This is a genomic window from Streptomyces typhae (assembly GCF_009755605.1).
Taxonomy (GTDB): Bacteria; Actinomycetota; Actinomycetes; order Streptomycetales; family Streptomycetaceae; genus Streptomyces; species Streptomyces typhae.
This window is the reverse complement of the sequence record NZ_WPNZ01000004.1, coordinates 352867-370371: the sequence shown is the minus strand read 5'-3', so window position 1 is coordinate 370371 and position 17505 is coordinate 352867. Positions and strand designations below refer to the sequence as shown.

Genomic DNA, 17505 nt, shown 5'->3' with positions numbered 1-17505 from the left:
AGCGCGCGAAAGGCGACACCCGCATGGCCACCCCCCGCCCCCGCACCGCCCAGCAATCCGCCTACAGCGGCACCGGCGGCACCGGCGGCACCGGCGGCACGGGCGGCACCGGCGGCACGGGCGGCACGGGCGGCACCGGCAGCACCGCGGACCCCGCCGTGACCGCCCTGCGGGACCTGCTGGACCTCCTCGGACGGCACGCACCCGCCGAGGAGTTCACCCGGGCCGCGGCTGCGGCCCGGGACGCGGGGGCGGGCCCGGCCGAACTGGCCTGCGTCGAGGAGGCCACCGAGGCGGCACTCGGCATCCGCGGGACCCTCGACCAGCACCGGCGGCGCGAGGCCGAACTGTCCGCCCTCTTCGACACCGCGGGCGACCTGGCGGCGCTCAGCGACCTCGACGCGGTCCTGCGCGCCATCGTCCACCGCGCCCGGCTGCTCCTCGGCACCGGCGTGGCGTATCTGACGCTCAACGACCCGACGGCGGGCGACACCTACATGCGGGTCACCGACGGCTGCACGTCCGCGAGGTTCCAGGAGCTGCGGCTCGGCATGGGGGAGGGGCTCGGCGGCCTCGTCGCCCAGACCGCCCGGCCCTACGCCAGCGCCGACTACCGCAGCGACACCCGTTTCCGGCACACCGCCACCATCGACGCGGGCGTCGGCGAGGAGGGCCTCCGCGGCATCCTCGGGGTGCCGTTGCGCGTCGGGAGCCGCGTCATCGGCGTCCTGTACGCGGCCGACCGGACGCCGCGCGACTTCGCACCCGACCAGATCGCGCTGCTCGCCTCCCTCGCCGACCACGCGGCCGTCGCCATCGACAGCGCCCGCCTCCTGGAGGAGACCCGCGCCACCCTGGTGGAGCTCAACGCGGCGACGGCCACCGCCCGCGCGCAGAGCGAGGCCATGCGCCGCGCGGCCGAGACCCACGACCGCCTCACCGACCTGGTGCTGCGCGGCGGCGACGTGTCCGACCTGGCCGCGGAGATAGCCGCGCTCCTCGGCGGCGGCCTGGTCGTCCAGGACGCCGAAGGCACCGAACTCGCCCGCGTGGGCGCCGCGTCACCGGCCCCGCCCGCGCGCGGTGTGGCCGCGTCCCGCGCCGCGGGGCGTGCCGTGCGCGTCGACGGCGTCTGGGTGTCCGCCGTGCTCGCCGGACCCGAACCGCTCGGCTCCCTCACGCTGAGCGGCAGGGCCGACCTGCCCGACAGCGACCGCAGGCTCTTCGAACGGGCCAGCCTGGACACGGCGTTGCTGCTGCTCCTGCGCCGCTCGGTGGCCGAGGCGGAGGACCGCGTGCGCGGCGAGCTCCTCGACGACCTGCTCACCGCCGCGCACGCCGCCGACCCGCGGCGCGGCGCGAGCCTGGCCCTGCGCGCACGCCGGCTCGGCGTCGACCTCGGCGAGCCCACGTCCGTGCTCGTCCTGCACTGCGACCCGGGCCTGCGCGGCCGTCTCACGACGGAGGCGGCCCGCCGCGCCCGTACCCTGCGCGGTCTCGCCGGACCCCACGGGGGCCAGGTCGTCCTGCTCGCCCCCACCGCCGCCCCCGGTCCGCTCGCCGAGCGCCTGGCCGCCGACCTCGGCCAGTGCGTCGGCGCCCCGGTGACGTGCGGCGCCGCCGGACCCGCGGCGGCGCCCGCGGGGCTGCCCGCCGTGCACGCCGAGGCGCTGCGCTGCCTGGAGGCGCTCACCGCCCTCGGCCGCACGGGAGACGGCGCGAGCCTCGCCGGCCTCGGCTTCGTCGGCGTGCTCCTGGGCGACCGCGGGGACGTCGACGGCCATGTCCGCCGGGTGCTCGGTCCCGTCATCGACTACGACGAGCGGCGCGGCACCGAACTCGTACGCACCCTGGAGGCCTACTTCGCCGCGGGCGCAAGCCTGGTCCGCGCCAAGGACGCGCTGCACGTGCACGTGAACACCGTCGTCCAGCGTCTCGACCGCGCCGCCCGGCTGCTCGGGCCCGACTGGAACGCCCCCGAGCGGGCCCTGGAGATCCAGCTGGCGCTGCGGCTCATCCGGTTGTCCCGGCCGCCGGGGACTGGTCCGGCATAGCGTCGCGGGACCGGATCCGCTGCGCGGGCACGCCGTCGAGGGTGTCCGTGCGGTACTGGTGCGACTGGAGCTCGAACAGGCGCCGGAACACCTGCGGCCCGTCGGCGGACATCAGGGTCGCGAAGTCGCCGTGCTCCACCAGCCTGCCCTCGTCGAGGACGTAGATGACGTCGGCCTCCTTGACGCTGTGCAGCCGGTGCGTGACCAGGACGATCGTCTGGTCCTTCGACGCGAGGGCGCGGATCTTGTGGAAGGCGTCGATCTCGGCGGCCGGGTCCATGCTGCTGGTCGGCTCGTCGCAGATGAGGATGTCGGCGTCGCGGAAGTAGGCGCGGGCCAGGGCGACGCGCTGCCACTGCCCGCCGGACAGGTCGACGCCGCCCTCGTAGCCCTTCTCGCACAGGGTGTCCCAGCCGTGCGGGAGGTCAGCGAGGACGCTGTGCGCGTCGGCGTACGCGGCGGCGGCGTCCAGGCGGGCGGTGTCGTGGATGGCGTCCGGCCGGCTGATGGCCACGTTGGCGCGGGCGGTGAACGGCCACTGCTTGAAGTTCTGCAGGACCAGGGCGACATGGGCGAAGACGTCGTCGCGGCGCAGCGCGCGCAGGTCGGTGCCGTCCCAGCTCACGGTGCCCGACGTCGGCAGGTACAGGCCCGCGAGAAGCTTGCTCAGGGTCGTCTTGCCCGACCCGTTCGCGCCGACCAGGGCGACGACCTGACCCTTGCGGATGGTCAGGGACACGTCGTCGAGCGCCGGTGCCGCCCGCTCGGGGTAGCGGAACGTCACCCGGTCGAACGCGATCACCTCGGGCGGCTCGGGCACCGGGGCGCCGGTGGCGGGGATGGCCCGGCGCCGCGCCTCCTCGCGGGCGCGGATCAGGTCGTTCATGAACAGGCTCTGCTCGTACAGATGGTGGATGTGCGTCACCATCCGGCGCAGCCCCGCCGTGCCGCTGGTCAGGGCCAGGGCGGCGGTCGCGCCCGCGGCCAGCGGCAGCTGACCGTGCGTGAGCAGCCAGCCGAGCACGGCGTAGGTGGCGCCCGCGGTCAGGCCCGACAGGGCGGACGTGGCCAGTTCCGTGCGGGCCTCCAGGTGGGCGAGGCGCGTCTGCTCGTCCGCGGCCTGCGCCGCCATCTGGTCGAACTGGTCGAGCAGGAAGGGACCCGCGCCGTGCACGCGCAGCTCCGGCGCCGCCCGCTGCGAGATGAGGAGTCGCCGCAGCGCCCCTTGCTGACGTACGTGTTCCAGCCAGATCTGCACCGACTCGTAGGTGCGGCGCGCCGCCCGGACCGTGCCCCAGGCCTTCGGCACCACCACGGCGACCAGGAGCGGCAGGAGCACCGGGTGCAGCACCGCGAGGACGCCGCTGACGGCGATCAGGGCCATGAGGGCCTCGACGATGCCGAGGGTGTGCTCGATGAGACGGCGGGCGGCGGTCTGCCCGTGCTGTCCCGAGTCCAGGGCCGCGTGGAAGTCGGAGCGCTCGATGTGCTCCATCTCCACGCGGATGACCTGCTCCATCATGGACAGGCCCGCGAGCCGTTCGACCTTGGGTCCGAGGCGTCCCGTCGCCGCGAACGACACGGCGCGCAGCGTCGCCGCGAACGCGCTGGCCGCGGCCACCCACAGCAGGGACGGCAGCGCCTCGCGCACCCGGTCGGCGGTGGGGCCCGCGGCGAACAGGGAGACCAGGACGCGGTTGGTGGCGAGGAGCCCGAACGCGGTCGCCGCCGCCTGGCCGAGCTGGGCCACCGCGACCACCACGAGCGCCCACGGATCGGCGTGCCAGGCCAGCGACACGGTGTGCCGGAAGAGGGTGGGGATCTGCCGCAGGATCGAGAGGAACGAGGCGTTCAGGCGCGCCCCCTCGTGTGCGGTCCACCCCCAGGAGCTGCGCAACCGCCCGCCGAAGAGCAGCTGTTCGGGTGGGGACGGCGGGGCGTGCCGCCGCTTGCCTGTCGATTTTCCTGTCGATCGCCCTCCTGACGACTCTCCTGTCGGTCGGGGGGCCGGACGGGAATGACGTACCAAAGTTCCTCCCAGGTGACGCCGGCCGTCCGGCACGGTTGACCGGACGGCCTGTCGCTTCTGTCGATCCTGTCGAGGAGACCGGTGCAACGGTGCATGGCGGACGAAAATTTCGTACGAATGTCTGAAAGAGCCCTGTATTGGCGCTAGTTGATGATGTGGCCGGAATGAGGTCACCGGCCCGTCGGTGCGGGTTCCGGTGCGGGCTCCTCGTGCGGTGTGCGGTCCGGTACGAGGACGACCTTGCCCGCGACCGTGCCGGACTCGGCGAGGCGCAGGGCGTCGGCGGCCCGTGAGAGCGGGATGCGCGCGGCGACCTGCGGCTGGATGCTGCCCGCTGCGAGCAGTGCGAACACCTGACCGAGGTCGGTGCGCAGGCGCGCGCGGAAGGCGTCGGCGTTCCGCAGGCCGGCCCAGATGTTGTAGAAGTGCGCGTGCCGGGAGTTGGGCAGCGCGTTCCACAGCGTCAGGCGCGCGAAGAGCTTCAGGACGGGGGCCTTGGAGGATCCGGCGACGTCCCGGGTGGAGGCGGTGCCGTACGACACCAGGGTGCCGCCGGGGGCGAGCAGCCGGAACGAGTCCACGATGCCCTCGCCGCCCACGTGGTCGAAGACCGCGCGCACTCCGTCGGGGGCGAGGCCGCGCAGCCGCCCGTACAGATCCGGGTCGCGGTAGTCGACGGGGACGGCGCCGAGGTCGCGCAGCCGGTCGTGGTGGCGCCGTGAGGCCGTGCCGATCACCCGCACCCCGGCGATCCGGGCGAGCTGGACCAGGGTGGAGCCGACGCCGCCGTTCGCGCCGAGCACGACGACGGTGTCGCCCGCCTCGACCCCGGCCGTGCGGTGCAGCATCTGCCAGGCGGTGACGCCGTTCACGACGAGCGTCTCGGCGTCGGCCGACGGCACGGAGTCCGGCACCTCGACCAGGTCCGCGGCGGGCACCACGACGTGGCTCGCCCAGCCGCCGGTCTTCGTCAGGGCCGCGTACCGCCGTCCCGTCAGCGCGGGGTCCACCCCGGGGCCGGTCCGCGCGACCCGTCCTACCAGGTCGTACCCGGGCACGAAGGGGAACTTCGGCTGGTCGTAGTACTTCCCGCGGCGCATCTGCTGCTCGGCGAACGAGACGCCGGTGGCCTCCATCGCGAGCAGCACCTCGCCGGGGCCGGGGGCGGGGGTGCCGACGTGCCGGACCTCCAGGCCCTCGGGCTCGACGGCGCCGGGCAGGACGATCTCGGTCGCGACGGCCGTGGGCCGCTGCTCGCTCGTACGCATGGCTCATCCTCTTTCGTGTGGGCGTTGCTCTAGCGTTCGTTAGAGGCTCTAACTCGACGAGCATGCTCCGCTCGCCGACGCCTGTCAAGGCACCTCTTTCGCGAGTTAGAATCTCTAACTCCAGCTGGAAGTCGAGAGAGGGCCGGTGCCATGGCAGGCAGCTTCGGCAGCTCGGGCAGCTCGGACGACGCACACGGCAGCGGCAAGGCCTCCTCGCCCCGCAGCCGCTACCGCGACCAGGTCCGCGCCGAGATCAAGGCCGCCGCCCTGGAGCAGATCAGGGCCGGCGGCGCCCCCGCGCTCAGCCTCAACGCCGTGGCCAAGGGGCTCGGCCTCACGGGACCGGCCCTCTACAAGTACTTCCGCGGGCGCGACGACCTCCTCACCGAGCTGATCTGCGACGGCTACGACGACGCGGCCGCCGCCATGCGCGCGGCCGCCGATCGCGCCGCGGGCGCCCCGCCCCGGCAGCGGCTGCACGCCCTCGCCACCGCCTTCCGCGCCTGGGCCACCGGCGCGCCGCACGTCTACCAGCTCCTCGCGGGCACCCCGTCCCCCGGCTACCAGGCGCCGCCCGAGACCGCCGACCGCGCCCGTGCCGTCCTCGGGCCGCTGCTCGGCGTGCTCGGGCAGGGCGACTGCCGGGGCGCGGCGCTCGACCTGCGCGCGGAGATGCGGTGCTGGCTGAACGGGAGCCCGCCCGTCCAGCAGTGGGTCGAGGGCTGGGCGCCGGACGCCGACGCGGCCACCGCCCTCGCCGGGACGGTCACGGCCTGGGCCCGGCTGCACGGCGTCGTCGGCCTGGAGGTGCAGGGCCTGTTCGGGGGCATGGGGCACCGCCCCGGCACGCTGCTGCACGCCGAGATGGAGAACCTGGCGGACGCGCTGGGGCTGCCCGCCGACTGACCCGGACGGCTCGATCGGCTCGGCGGGCCGGATGACGGCGTGCGCGGCGGGGCAGGATGGACCGGGCCCGCCCGCGCGGAACCGTCCGACGGGGGCGTACCACTGAGCAAACTGAGGAAGCCGAGGAAGGTGTGCCGATGGAGAACGCGGTTCCCGCACAGGCCGGACGGCTCGTCGTCTCGACGGCGACGCCCGACGACTGGCGCCTGGTCACCGACTGGGCCGCGCAGGAGGGCTGGAATCCCGGCTACGGGGACGCGGCCGCCTTCTTCGCGCAGGACCCGGCGGGATTCTTCGTGGGGCGCGTCGACGGCGAGCCCGTCTCGGCGATCTCCGTGGTCACCTACGACGCCGCGTACGCCTTCCTCGGCTTCTACCTGGTCAGGACCGACGTACGCGGCCACGGCCACGGCATCGCGACCTGGCGGGCCGCGCTCGCGCACGCCGGGGACCGGGTCGTGGGCCTGGACGGCGTACCGGCACAGCAGGACAACTACCGCCGCTCCGGCTTCGAGCGCGCGCACGGCAACGTGCGCTACGTCGGCCCCGCAGGACAGCAGGGCGCGGCGTCCGGGCACAGCGGGCACATCAGGCCCGTCGCCGAGGTGGACCCGGCGGCCGTCGCCGCGTACGACAGCTCCTGCTGCCCCGCCGACCGGCCGCGCTTCCTCGACGCCTGGCTGAAGGCGCCGGGCCACCGCGCCCTGGCGAGCGTCACCGACGGGCGCGTCACCGGGTACGGGGTGCTGCGCCCCGCGCTCGACGGGCCCCGCGTGGGCCCGCTGTTCGCCGACACCCGCGCGGACGCCGAGGCGCTGCTCGACGCGCTGGCGGCCGGGACCGGCGGCACGCCCGTCGCCATGGACGTGCCGGAGACGAACGCGCGGGCCGTCGCCCTGGCCGAGGCCCGCGGCATGAAGCCGACGTTCGCCACCGCCCGCATGTACACGGGCCCGGTGCGGGAGTTCGCGCAGGACAAGGTGTTCGGAGTGACCACGCTGGAACTCGGCTGAGCGCGGACCGCCGGGCCCGGCCCAGCCGGGCCCGGCCCAGCCGGGCCCGGCGGTTCGGTCGAGCGTGGGTCCGGCGGTTCGGTCGAGCGTGGGTCCGGTGGCTCGGCCGAGCGCGGGTCCGGCGGTTCGGCCGGGTGCGGGCCTCGCGCCGGGCGGGGGGCGGTCGCTCAGGTCACGGTGAGCGTCCGCTTGGCCTTCGCCGTGGAGCTGTTGCCCACGTACAGGTCGAACCTGCCCTCCTCGACGAGGAACTCGCCGTGCGGGTCGTTCGTCCAGAAGCCCAGGTCCTTCGCCCCGATGCGGAAGCGCACGACGGTGGAGCGGCCCGCGCCGAGCGTGACCCGCCGGAAGCCGCGCAGCTTGCGCACCGGCTGGGTGATGCTCGCCGCGAGGTCGTGGACGTAGAGCTGGACGACCTCGTCGCCCGCGCGGTCACCGGTGTTGGAGACGGTGACCGACACCTCCAGGGTGTCGCCCGCGTGCAGGGCGCCCGCCGGGACGGACGTGCGGCTGAGCTTCGGCGCGCCGATCTCGAAGGTGGTGTAGCTCAGGCCGTGGCCGAAGGGGAACTGCGGGTCCGGGGGCAGGTCCAGGTACTTCGACGAGTACTTGTTGTCGGCGTCGTAGGGGCGCCCGGTCGACTCGTGGTTGTAGTGGACGGGGATCTGGCCGACCGTGCGCGGGAAGGACACGGGCAGCTTGCCGCCGGGGTTCACCTTGCCGAACAGCACGTCGGTGACGGCGTTCCCGGCCTCGACACCGGGGTGCCAGGCCTCCAGGACGGCGGGTGCGTCCGCCAGCCAGCCGCCCGTGGTCAGGGGGCGGCCGTTCACGAGGACGACCGCGAACGGCTTGCCCGTCGCCGCGACTGCCCGCACGAGCCGTTCCTGCGCGCCCGGCAGACCGATGTCGCTGCGGGCCGCGGCCTCGCCGCTCAGCGCGGGCGGCTCGCCCACGACGACGACGGTCACGTCGGCGGCCTCCGCCGCGGCGACCGCCGCCGGGATGCCCGCGGTCGACGTGCCTTCGGGGGTGACGCCGCGCGCGTACGTCACCTTCGCGTCCGGCGCCGCCCGCCGCACCGCGTCGAGGACCTTCACCGACGGGTACTTCTTCGCGGCGGCCGGGACCACCCAGGTGCCGAGCAGGTCGTCGGAGTCCCCGAACGGGCCGACGACGGCGATCGACCGGACCGAGGCCTTCAGCGGCAGGGTCCCGCCCTCGTTCTTCAGGAGCACCATCGAGCGGGCGGCGGTCTCCCGGGCGGCCCTGCGGGTGGCGGCGGTCGGCCCGTCGATCGCGGAGTCCTCGTCCACGTACGGGTTCTCGAAGAGCCCGAGGGCGAACTTCAGACGCAGGACGCGGGCGACCGCGTCGTCCAGGCGGTGCTCGCTGATCCTGCCCTCGCGGACCAGTTCCCTGCCGTGCTCGCGCAGCGTGGTGCTGACCATCTCCATGTCGACGCCCGCGTTCAGGGAGAGCCGCGCCGCCGCGGCGCCGTCCTCGGCGAAGCCGTGCGCGACCAGCTCCTGGACCCCGGTCCAGTCGCTGACGACGACGCCGTCGAAGCCCCACTCCTCCTTGAGGATGCCGGTCAGGGTGTGGGAGTTGCCGTGCGCGGGGACGCCGCCGACAGTGTTGAACGACGCCATGACCGTGGCCGCGCCCGCGTCAAGGGCCGCCTTGAACGGCGGCAGATAGAGATTGCGCAGCCGCGACTCCGACACGTCGACGGTGTTGTAGTCCCGCCCGCCCTCGGCCCCGCCGTAGGCCACGAAGTGCTTGGCGCAGGCGGCGACGCGGTCCTTCGCGCCGTACCCGTGCCGGCCTCGGCCCTGGTAGCCCTCGACCTTGGCGGCGGCGAACTCCGCCGTCAGATACGGGTCCTCGCCCGAGCCCTCGGCGATCCGCCCCCAGCGCGGCTCGTGCGTGACGTCCATCATCGGCGAGAACGCCCAGTGCACACCATTGGAGCGGGCCTCCTTCGCGGACACCTCGGCGTCCCTCCTCGACACGTCCGGATCGAAGCTCGCGGCCTGCGCCAGCGGAATCGGGAACGTCGTCCAGAAGCCGTGGATCACATCGAGGCCGAAGAGCAGCGGAATCCCGAGCCTTGACTCCTCGACCGCGATGCGCTGGAGCGCGTTGCTGCTGCGCGCGCCGAAGATCGAGAGCACCGACCCGAGCCGCCCGGCCCGCGCCGCCTCCTCTACATCCTTGGTCTCACCGCCGCCCGGCCCCGTGTCCCAGGACCAGGCGAGCTGCTGGAGCTGGCCGAGCTTCTCTTCGACAGTCATACGGTCGAGAAGCTCCCGGACCTCGTGGTCGTACGGGGTCCCGCGGCCCCGCGCGGCGCCGCCCGCCACCGGCGGAACGGGCGCGGCCTCGGCCGTCTTGGGGCTCAGGGCGCCGGCAGCGACGGCGGTGCCGCCCATCGCGGACAGCAGAGTACGCCTTCGTACATCACGCATGCGTTCGCCTTCTCACGTTCAGGACACGAGTAACCGGAGTGGTGCGCTCAAGAGTTGAAGCGAAAGTACGTGTCCGTTACAGGCGGGTCAATAGACACGACCGGGGGCGGCGGGGGTCTGTGGGACCGGTGGTGGAACGGGGTGGTGTCACGCTTGACCTCGACATAACTTGAGGTTTTACGGTGCTGTTCATGAGCATGGAGACGACAGCCTGGACCCAGCTGCACAGCGTCATGAACGCCGAGCAGGAACGCCGACCCTTCGCCCGCGCCACCGTGCGCCGCATCGCCGACTTCGCCCGCCCGCACCGGCGCCGCATCACCCAGTTCGTCCTGCTGAGCGTCGTGACCGCGCTGCTCGCCGTGGCGACCCCCGTGCTCGCCGGGCGGGTCGTGGACGCGATCGTGTCCGGCGAGCAGTCCTCGACCGTCGTCCGCTACGCGGTGCTCATCGCCGTCATCGCGGTCGCCGAGGCCGGACTCGGACTCCTCGGCCGCTGGTTGTCTGCCAACCTGGGCGAGGCGCTGATCCTCGATCTGCGCACCGCCGTCTTCGACCATGTGCAGCGCATGCCCGTCGCCTTCTTCACCCGCACCCGCACCGGGGCGCTCGTCAGCCGCCTCAACAACGATGTGATCGGCGCCCAGCGGGCGTTCAGCAACACGCTCTCCGGCGTCGTCTCCAACGTCGTCACGCTGCTCCTCACCCTCGGCGTCATGCTCGCCCTGTCCTGGCAGATCACGCTCCTCGCCCTGGTCCTCCTGCCGGTGTTCGTGGTGCCCGCGCGCCGCATGGGCACCCGGATGGCGCGGTTGCAGCGCGAGGCCGCGCACCACAACGCGGCCATGGGCACCCGTATGACCGAACGGTTCTCGGCGCCCGGCGCGACCCTCATCAAGCTGTTCGGCCGCCCCGCCGACGAGTCCGCCGAGTTCGCCGCGCGAGCCCGCCGGGTACGGGACATCGGTGTCCGCACCGCCATGGCGCAGTCCGCCTTCATCACCGCCCTCACCCTGGTGTCCGCCCTCGCGCTCGCCCTCGTCTACGGCCTCGGCGGCTACTTCGCGCTCGAAGGCACCCTGGAGGCGGGCGCCGTCGTCGCCCTCGCGCTGCTCCTGACCCGTCTGTACGCGCCGCTCACCGCCCTTGCCGGAGCCCGCGTCGAGGTGATGAGCGCCCTGGTCAGCTTCGAGCGGGTCTTCGAAGTCCTCGACCTCAAGCCTCTGATCGACGAGAAGCCGGACGCGCGCAGCGTGCCCGAGGGCCCGGTCGCCGTCGAGTTCGAGGACGTCCGCTTCGGCTACCCCGCCGCCGACAAGGTCTCCCTCGCCTCCCTGGAGGAGGTCGCGGCCCTGGACGGCCGCGGCGGCGCGGAGGTCCTGCACGGCCTCTCCTTCCGGGCCGAGCCCGGCCAGACCGTCGCGCTCGTCGGGTCGTCGGGCGCGGGCAAGTCGACCGTCGCGCAGCTTCTGCCGCGCCTCTACGACGCCGACTCCGGAACCGTGCGCGTCGGCGGGCACGACGTACGCGACCTGGCCGCCGAATCCCTGCGCGACACCATCGGCATGGTCACCCAGGACGGCCACCTCTTCCACGAGTCGGTGCGGGCCAACCTGCTGCTCGCCCGCCCCGGCGCCGACGAGGACGAACTGTGGGACGTGCTGCGCCGGGCCCGCCTCGACGACCTGGTGCGCTCGCTGCCCGACGGTCTGGACACGGTGGTCGGCGAGCGCGGGTACCGGCTCTCCGGCGGTGAGCGGCAGCGGATGACCATCGCCCGGCTGCTGCTCGCCCGGCAGCGCGTGGTGATCCTCGACGAGGCGACCGCGCACCTCGACAACACCTCCGAGGCCGCGGTGCAGGAGGCGCTCGCCGAAGCCCTCTCGGAGCGCACGGCCGTGGTCATCGCGCACCGCCTGTCGACGGTCCGCTCCGCCGACCAGATCCTCGTGGTGGAGGACGGCCGGATCGTGGAACGCGGCACGCACGAGGAACTGCTCGCCGCCGGCGGCCGGTACGCGGAGCTGTACCGGACGCAGTTCGCGGGCAAGGCGGAGGGCAGGGCGGACGGTGACGGGATGAGTGTCGCCGCCTAGGCCCGGCCCGCTTGGGCCCGGCCCGCTTGGGCCCGGCCCGCTTGGGCCCGGCCCGCTTGGGCCCGGCGGGCCGGGCGGCGGCATGGGCTCTGGGCGCCCGGCACGGCGCATGGCACTCTGTTTACAGTGGTCACACCGCAGTACTGCGGATGAAGTAGCAGAGGGAGAGGACCCCATGCGGCAGAACCCGGCCCGGCGCACCGCGCTCCTCGACGCCGCCATCGAGGTGCTCGCACGCGAGGGGTCCCGCGGTCTCACGCTGCGGGCCCTCGACGCGGAGGCGGCGGTGCCCAAGGGCACCGCCAGCAACTACTTCCCGCACCGCGCGGAACTCCTCGCGCAAGTCATGCGGCGCATCCTCGGGCGCCTCACGCCGGAGGAGAACGCGCTCGCCGACACCATGCGCGCCGAACCGTCCACGGAGCTGGTGAGCACCCTCCTCAAGCAGCTCGTGGAACGCATGCGCGCCGACCGCAGCAGCCACCTCGCGCTCCTCGAACTCCGCCTGGAGGCGACGCGCCGCCCCGAACTGCACGTCGAGCTGACGCAGTTCATGACCGAGCAGCTCGAAGCCAACATCGACTTCCACCTCGGCGCCGGGCTGCCCGGGGACCGCACCGGAGTGGTGCTGCTCTACCTCGCCACGCTCGGCCTGATCGTGGACGACCTGACCGTGCCCGGACTCCTCGAGCCGCACTCCACGGACAAGCTCATCGAGGAACTCGCCCAGCGGGTGCTGCGCTGATCCCTGGTTAGGGTGAAGGGTGACCCTGGCGCTGCTGCACACCTCACCCGTCCACATCCCCGTCTTCGACGCGCTGCGCGACGCGGACCACCCGGGCCTCGGCCTGCGCCACGTCGTCCGCGAGGACCTCCTGGCCCGCGCCGGGGCCGACGGCCTGGACGCCGTCGCCGCCGACGTCGGGGCGGCACTCGCCGAGGCCGCCGCGGGCGCCGACGCCGTGCTGTGCACCTGCTCGACCCTCGGGGGCGTGGCCGAGTCGGGCGGTGCCGCCGGGGTGCCCGTGCTGCGCGTGGACCGGCCCATGGCCGCAGCGGCGGTACGGGCGGGGGCCACCGTCGCCGTCGTCGCCACGGTCGCTTCCACCCTGGGGCCGACCGTCGCCCTCGTCGCGGAGGAGGCCGCCCGCGCGGGGCACCCCGGTGACCGCTTCGAGCTGCGCACCGTCCTGGTCGACGGCGCCTGGGAGCGGTTCGTGGCGGGGGACCGCGAGGGGCAGCTGCGCCTTGTCGCCGACGCCGTAGAGCGGGTCGCGCCCTCGGTCGACGCGGTGGTCCTCGCGCAGGCGTCCATGGCCGACGCGGCCGACCGCGTGTCCGCCGTCGTGCGCGTGCCGGTGTTCGCCAGCCCGCGTACCGGCCTCGCGGCGGCGGCCCGGCTCTGCGACCGGGACCGGCCCCGGTCCTGACCTCGGCCGGGACCGGCCCCGGGAAGCCCGCCGACCGCCCCCCGGGCACCCGCCCAAGCTCTAGGGTGCGACCATGACCACACCCGAAGAACCAGTGATCAGTCCGACGGGCTGGGTGGCCGAACAGGCCCGCCGCTACGAGGAGTCGGGCGGGACCAGGGGCACCACCATCCACGGCGCCCCCTGCCTCGTGCTCGACTACAAGGGCCGCCGTACGGGGCAGTGGCGGCGCACCGTCCTCATCTACGGCCGTGACGGCGACAACTATCTGGTCGTGGCGTCCAACGGCGGCGCCGACCGGCACCCCCTGTGGTATCTGAACCTGCGCGACGAGCCCGGCGTCCGGCTGCGTGTGGACACCGAACGGTTCGAGGCCCGCGCTGAGACCCTTTCGGCGCAGGACAAGGAACGCGTCTGGCCGCACCTCGTCGACGTCTTCGCCCCGTATGCCGAGTACCGGCTCAAGACCGCGCGCGACATCCCCGTCGTGCGTCTGAGCCGCACCGACGGCTGACCGGTCGCCGCCGCGCGCCCCGCACGAGGGCCGCGCGGCGGCGGGTCCGGCGGGTCCGGCGGGTCCGGCGAAGACACAGACGCGTGGAGTCGCCGGGCGTGGGCACGCGAGGCGGGAGAGAGTGGAGCGGCCGGGCCCCGGCGCACGCCGGCCCACGGCGTACCCCGGCCCCGGCCACGAGCCGCCTCCGACCCGCTGGAGGAACCATGACCCATCCGTTCCCCGACCCCGTACCTCCGGGACCGACACCGGGACCCGGGCCGACACCGGGCCCCGGGCCGGGCCCCGGCGGCCCCACACCGGGCCCGCCCCCCGACCCCTCGCAGCCGCCGAACCCGGAGCCCGACCCGGTACCGCTGCCCCCGCCGGCACCGTCGCCGAGGCCGCCGGGCCCGGATCCCACGCCGCCGCCGGAGCCGGAACCGTCCCCGATGGGGCGGCCCGTGACGCCCGGGAGCGAGAGCCCCGGCCTCACTTAGGGCCTGGCGCGCCCCGCAGCGGGGACGCACGCCCGGACCGGGGCCCGCCCCGGTCCGGGCACCGGCGCCCGCCGCGTCACGCCGGGACCTCGGAGCGGTCCCCGCCCCACAGCGTGTGGAACGTGCCCTCGCGGTCGGCGCGCCGGTAGGTGTGCGCGCCGAAGTAGTCGCGCTGCCCCTGCGTGAGCGCGGCGGGCAGCCGGTCCGCGCGCAGCGCGTCGTAGTACGCGAGGGCCGCGGCGAAACCGGGCGCGGGCTCGCCCTGACGGGTCGCGGCGACGAGCACGGCACGCCAGTCGTCCTGCGCCTCGCCGATCTCCCGCGCGAAGCCCTCGTCCGCGAGCAGGCTCGGCAGGTCGGAGCGCGCGTCGTAGGCCGCCCTGATGCGGTCGAGGAACGCGGCCCGGATGATGCAGCCGCCGCGCCAGATCGACGCCACCGCACCGAGGTCGATGTTCCAGTCGTACTCCTCGCTGCCCGCCGCGATCTGGTGGAAGCCCTGCGTGTACGACACGATCTTCGAGGCGTACAGCGCCTGCTCGACCTGGTCGGCGAACGCGGCCGCGTCCGCCTTGCCGAGCGGCTCCGCCGTCGGGCCCGCCAGGCCGCGCGAGGCGTCGCGCAGCTCGCGGTGGCCGGACAGCGAGCGGGCGAACACCGCCTCCGCGATGCCCGAGACGGGCACGCCGAGATCGAGGGCGATCTGCACGGTCCAGCGGCCGGTGCCCTTCTGCTCCGCCTGGTCCCGCACGACGTCCACGAACGGCTCACCGGTCGCGGAGTCGACATGGGCGAGCACCTCGGCCGTGATCTCGATCAGATAGGAGTCGAGGCGGCCGGTGTTCCAGGTGCGGAAGATGTCCGCGATCTCGGCGGGGGAGTGGCCGGCGACCTCGCGGAGCAGCTGATAGGCCTCGGCGATCAGCTGCATGTCGGCGTACTCGATGCCGTTGTGCACCATCTTCACGAAGTGGCCCGCGCCGTCCGGGCCGATGTGCGCCGTACAGGGGCTGCCGTCCGCGGCCTTCGCGGAGATCTTCTCCAGCATCGGGCCCAGCGCCTCGTAGGACTCCTGCGAGCCGCCCGGCATGATGCTCGGGCCGTTCAGGGCGCCCTCCTCGCCGCCGGACACGCCCGCGCCCACGAAGTGGACGCCCCGCTCGCGCAGCGCGCGCTCGCGCCGCCGGGTGTCCGCGAAGTGCGCGTTGCCGCCGTCCACGATCATGTCGCCCGGCTCCAGGAGAGGCGCGAACTCCTCGATGACGGCGTCCGTGGGCTCGCCCGCCTTGACCATCACGACGAGGCGGCGCGGCCGCTCCAGGGCCGCGACGAAGTCCTCGGCGCTCTCGGCGGCGACGAAGTCGCCCTCCTGCCCGAACTCCTCCACGAGGGCGCGGGTGCGCGCCGCCGTGCGGTTGTGGACCGCGACCGTATAGCCGTTGCGGGCGAAGTTGCGGGCGAGATTGCGCCCCATCACCGCGAGTCCCGTGACACCGATCTGCGCCGAAGCACCCATGCTGCCGCTCCTGAGTTCCTGGAATTCCGATCCGAGGTACCGCGTCCGTGCGTCAGTACCGCCCCGGGGCGTACCGTGACCGATCCGGGGCGTACCGTGCCATTCCGACACTGTGTTCGACGTACGGGGTCAGCGCGGCGAAGGCGCGCCGGAGCACACGCCGGATCCCGCGGGCGGCGGCCCCGCGCACCACTGAACCCGAGACGACCAGTTCAACGCCCCCTCCGGACTGTGCTCTTGTCACATCCATGGCCGACCGGCTACCTTGCGGCCTGTCCTGTGGCTGACGTGTGACGTTGAGTTCGACGTGTGTCTGAGGGGGCTTTCATGGCCTTACGAGGCCGGCATCGCCGGTACCAGCCGAGCCGGATCAACCGTGCCTCGCTCACGGTCACGGCAGGTGGCGCCGGAATGGCTCTGCCGCTGATGACCGCGGGCACGGGCCACGCCGCGGACGTGGACACCTGGAACAAGGTCGCGGCCTGCGAGTCCACGAACAACTGGAGCATCAACAGCGGCAACGGCTTCTTCGGCGGCCTCCAGTTCACCCAGTCCACCTGGCAGGCCTACGGCGGCACGGTCTACGCCCCGCGCGCCGACCTCGCCACCAAGGACCAGCAGATCGCGGTCGCCGAGAAGGTCCTCGACGGCCAGGGCCCCGGCGCCTGGCCGGTGTGCTCCCAGCGGGCGGGCCTCACCCGCGGCGGCGACAGCCCCGACCTCAGGCCCGCGTCGGCCCCGCAGCGCAAGGCGGTTCCGCAGCAGAAGAAGGCGACGGGCGCCGCGAAGACCGAGGGCGCGCCCAAGGCGCCCAAGCGCACCGTGCGGGACGTCAAGCCCGAGGTCACCCCGCAGTCCAGGGCGGGCACCGCCAAGATGTACACGGTCGTCCGCGGCGACACCCTCTCCGGGATCGCCGACGAGCGCCGGGTGCCGGGCGGCTGGCCGCGGCTGTACGAGGGCAACCGCAGCACCATAGGGGACGACCCCGACCTCATCACGCCCGGCCAGCGCCTCTCCCTGCGCGGCGGGGAGCGCGGCAAGGCACCGGTCAGGCCGCCCGAGCGGCGCGCCGACCCCGACCGTCAGACGCGCCCGGAGAAGCGGCCCGTACAGCACGACGAGCGCAGGAACGACGAGCGCAGGCACGAGAAGAAGCCGGAGCGGAAGCAGGAGCGCAGGTCCGAGCGGTCGCACCCGCCGGCCAAGGAGACCAAGCCCGCACCCAAGCAGAAGCGCGACACCGCGCCGGCGGGCCGCCAGCGCGCCGAGGCCGCCACCTCGTCCGGCGCGAGCGCCCCCGTCACCGGCTCCATCGGCACGCCGTACCACGCCACGGGCAGCTCCTGGTCGAAGGGCTACCACACCGGCGTCGACTTCCCCGTGCCCACCGGCACCTCCGTGAAGGCCGTCGTCGCGGGCACGGTGGTCTCCTCCGGCTGGGGCGGGAGCTACGGCTACGAGGTCGTCATCCGCCACACCGACGGCAAGTACTCGCAGTACGGCCATCTGTCGGCGCTCACGGTGAAGGCGGGCCAGAAGGTCGGAGCGGGCCAGCGCATCGGCCGCTCCGGTTCGACGGGCAACAGCTCGGGCCCGCACCTGCACTTCGAGATCCGCACCGGCCCCGGCTTCGGCTCGGACGTGGATCCGCTCGCCTATCTGCGGGCCCGCGGGGTGCGCATCTGACGTACCTCGAAAAGGCGGAACGCCCCGGGCGACGGCGCGG

Annotated in this window: 12 protein-coding genes; 8 read left to right on the top strand and 4 right to left on the bottom strand. The window is 74.0% G+C overall.

The window, feature by feature from the left end:
- Positions 1-23: 23 nt before the first annotated feature.
- Positions 24-2054 carry a helix-turn-helix domain-containing protein gene (locus GPA10_RS10010; protein WP_198351556.1) on the top strand — a complete coding sequence of 677 codons (2031 nt, stop codon included), beginning with the start codon at positions 24-26 and terminating at the stop codon, positions 2052-2054.
- Here GPA10_RS10010 and GPA10_RS10005 read toward each other — a convergent pair.
- Together GPA10_RS10005 and GPA10_RS10000 are read right to left on the bottom strand one after the other, a co-directional pair.
- A complete protein-coding gene (locus tag GPA10_RS10005) occupies positions 2014-3951 on the bottom strand; it encodes an ABC transporter ATP-binding protein (RefSeq protein WP_246258967.1) in 1938 nt (645 codons plus the stop codon). The two genes, GPA10_RS10010 and GPA10_RS10005, sit on opposite strands and share 41 nt — an antisense overlap.
- A gap of 302 nt (positions 3952-4253) precedes the next feature.
- The gene (locus tag GPA10_RS10000) at positions 4254-5351 is read right to left on the bottom strand and encodes a medium chain dehydrogenase/reductase family protein (protein WP_157165149.1); all 1098 of its coding nucleotides are present in this window, start codon (positions 5349-5351) and stop codon (positions 4254-4256) included.
- A gap of 150 nt (positions 5352-5501) precedes the next feature.
- Between GPA10_RS10000 and GPA10_RS09995 the strand changes: the two genes are divergently transcribed.
- The gene (locus GPA10_RS09995) at positions 5502-6257 is read left to right on the top strand and encodes a TetR/AcrR family transcriptional regulator (RefSeq protein WP_157165148.1); all 756 of its coding nucleotides are present in this window, start codon (positions 5502-5504) and stop codon (positions 6255-6257) included.
- Positions 6258-6394: 137 nt separating this feature from the next.
- A complete protein-coding gene (locus GPA10_RS09990) occupies positions 6395-7270 on the top strand; it encodes a GNAT family N-acetyltransferase (protein ID WP_157165147.1) in 876 nt (291 codons plus the stop codon).
- A gap of 167 nt (positions 7271-7437) precedes the next feature.
- Here GPA10_RS09990 and GPA10_RS09985 read toward each other — a convergent pair whose 3' ends face one another.
- Positions 7438-9741, bottom strand: a complete 2304-nt coding sequence (locus GPA10_RS09985) for a glycoside hydrolase family 3 N-terminal domain-containing protein (protein ID WP_157165146.1) — start codon at positions 9739-9741, stop codon at positions 7438-7440.
- Positions 9742-9932: 191 nt separating this feature from the next.
- Between GPA10_RS09985 and GPA10_RS09980 the strand changes: the two genes are divergently transcribed.
- The 4 genes from GPA10_RS09980 (at position 9933) to GPA10_RS09965 (ending at position 13781) form a co-directional block, all read left to right on the top strand.
- Entirely contained in the window at positions 9933-11837 is a 1905-nt protein-coding gene (locus GPA10_RS09980; RefSeq protein WP_157165145.1) for an ABC transporter ATP-binding protein, read from the top strand.
- A gap of 175 nt (positions 11838-12012) precedes the next feature.
- Positions 12013-12582, top strand: coding sequence for a TetR/AcrR family transcriptional regulator (locus GPA10_RS09975; RefSeq protein ID WP_157165144.1), 570 nt, complete (start codon positions 12013-12015; stop codon positions 12580-12582).
- A 19-nt stretch (positions 12583-12601) separates the two neighbouring features.
- Positions 12602-13267, top strand: coding sequence for an aspartate/glutamate racemase family protein (locus GPA10_RS09970; RefSeq protein ID WP_343040609.1), 666 nt, complete (start codon positions 12602-12604; stop codon positions 13265-13267).
- Between the two features lie 73 nt (positions 13268-13340).
- Positions 13341-13781, top strand: coding sequence for a nitroreductase family deazaflavin-dependent oxidoreductase (locus GPA10_RS09965; protein ID WP_157165143.1), 441 nt, complete (start codon positions 13341-13343; stop codon positions 13779-13781).
- Positions 13782-14336: 555 nt separating this feature from the next.
- Here the strand turns inward: GPA10_RS09965 and gndA are convergent.
- Positions 14337-15776 (bottom strand): NADP-dependent phosphogluconate dehydrogenase, encoded by a 1440-nt coding sequence (gene gndA, locus GPA10_RS09960; protein ID WP_157165142.1) that lies wholly within the window; start codon positions 15774-15776, stop codon positions 14337-14339.
- Between the two features lie 327 nt (positions 15777-16103).
- On the opposite strand from gndA, the gene GPA10_RS09955 reads away from it, so the two are divergent.
- Entirely contained in the window at positions 16104-17465 is a 1362-nt protein-coding gene (locus tag GPA10_RS09955; protein ID WP_157165141.1) for a transglycosylase family protein, read from the top strand.
- The last annotated feature ends 40 nt before the right edge of the window (positions 17466-17505 follow it).